Origin of the sequence: Paracoccus sp. P2, from assembly GCF_046335115.1 — a bacterium.
Taxonomy (GTDB): Bacteria; Pseudomonadota; Alphaproteobacteria; order Rhodobacterales; family Rhodobacteraceae; genus Paracoccus; species Paracoccus pantotrophus.
Genome location: NZ_JBGOSN010000139.1, coordinates 1 through 1,399, shown reverse-complemented (window position 1 = coordinate 1,399; position 1,399 = coordinate 1). Strand labels below are relative to the sequence as shown.

Here is a 1,399-nt window from a genome sequence, read left to right as displayed (position 1 = left end):
GGTCGTGTCTCGGAACTGGTGGAAATTGGCTGGCGGCGTAATCTCCGGGTGAACTCACACCCAGCCAACCGGCGGCGGCAACCGCCAGGGAGATCACGCCATGAAGCAGAATACCGACACCCCGTCCTTTTCGCTACTGCCCGACGCAAGGGGATATGATCCAATCGAAGACCGTCTGCGGGCGAATGTGCGCGCGACGATCGAGGCTTTGTTCGAGGAAGAACTGGCCGAGTTTCTCGGCCGCCTGCGCTACGGCCGCGGCGACGACAAGGCCAAGAAGGGCTACCGCCACGGGCATCGGGACCGACAGCTGACCGGCACATTCGGCACCGAGACGGTGCGGGTGCCGCGCGCCCGGATCGAGGGCGAGGCGGGCAAAGTCACCGAATGGCGCTCGCAGGCATTGCCGCGCTACCAGCGTCTGACGAAAAAGGCCGAAGCCCTGATCGCGGCGGTCTACCTGGCCGGGACGAATACGCGTCGGGTCAAGCGGGCGCTGTTTGGTCTGTTCGAGGGAGCAGTGAGCAAGGACGTGGTCAGCCGGGCCTGGCGCAAGGTGAAGGTGGATTGGGACGCCTGGTCGATGCGTGACCTGGCCGAGGAGGACATCGTCCGGCTCATTCTCGATGGCACCGTCATCAAGACCCGGCTGGACCGCAAGGCCACCAACATCTCGGTCCTGGCCGCGATCGGCGTCCGTCGAGACGGGCAAAAGGTGCTGATCTCGATCAAGAATATGGGCGGCGAAAGCACGGCTGCCTGGTGCCAGTTCCTCACCGATCTGGATGCGCGGGGCCTGAGGCGGCCGGAGTTGGTGATCGTTGACGGCGCTCCGGGCCTCGAAGCCGCGCTTGTGGCACTCTGGGGCGAGGAACTGCCCATTCAACGCTGCACCGTTCACAAGCACCGAAACCTGCTCGGCCACGCGCCCAAGCGCTTGCATGACGAACTGAGCGAGGATTACCGCGACATGATCTACGCCGATACCGCCGCCGAGATCGAGAAGCGCCGCAAGGCCTTCCTCCGCAAGTGGAAGCTCAAGTGCCGGGCGGTGGCCGATAGCCTTGAGGAAGCAGGCGACCGGCTCTTCAGCTTCACCCGCCTTGATCCCTCGCAATGGAAATCGGCAAGGACCACCAATGCCATCGAGCGCCTGAACGAGGAGTTCCGCCGCCGCATCAAGACCCAGACCGTGCTGCCCTGCGCCGAAACCGTGCCGATGCTGCTCTGGGCGCTCTTGGCGTCAGGGCAGATCCAGATGCGGAAGGTCGACGGCTGGGAGACCCTGTCTCACCCTCTCGTGCCGATGTCCATTGACCTCGCGGCCTAACCCGCGCCAACTTCACATGCCCGGAGCAAGCCGCCAGGGAATTTCCACAGCCTTCGCGACACGACCCCG

At 64.5% G+C, this 1,399-nt stretch carries 1 protein-coding gene; it reads left to right on the top strand.

Going from position 1 to position 1,399, the window contains the following annotated elements; genetic code table 11:
* The first annotated feature begins 100 nt into the window (after nucleotides 1-100).
* Nucleotides 101-1,330, top strand: coding sequence for an IS256-like element ISPko2 family transposase (locus ACDP63_RS24800; RefSeq protein ID WP_409928850.1), 1,230 nt, complete (start codon nucleotides 101-103; stop codon nucleotides 1,328-1,330).
* The last annotated feature ends 69 nt before the right edge of the window (nucleotides 1,331-1,399 follow it).

What these genes read in the sequence shown, in the direction of transcription:
- ACDP63_RS24800 (WP_409928850.1), top strand. Translation starts at nt 101, where the DNA reads ATGAAGCAGAATACCGACACCCCGTCCTTTTCGCTACTGCCCGACGCA.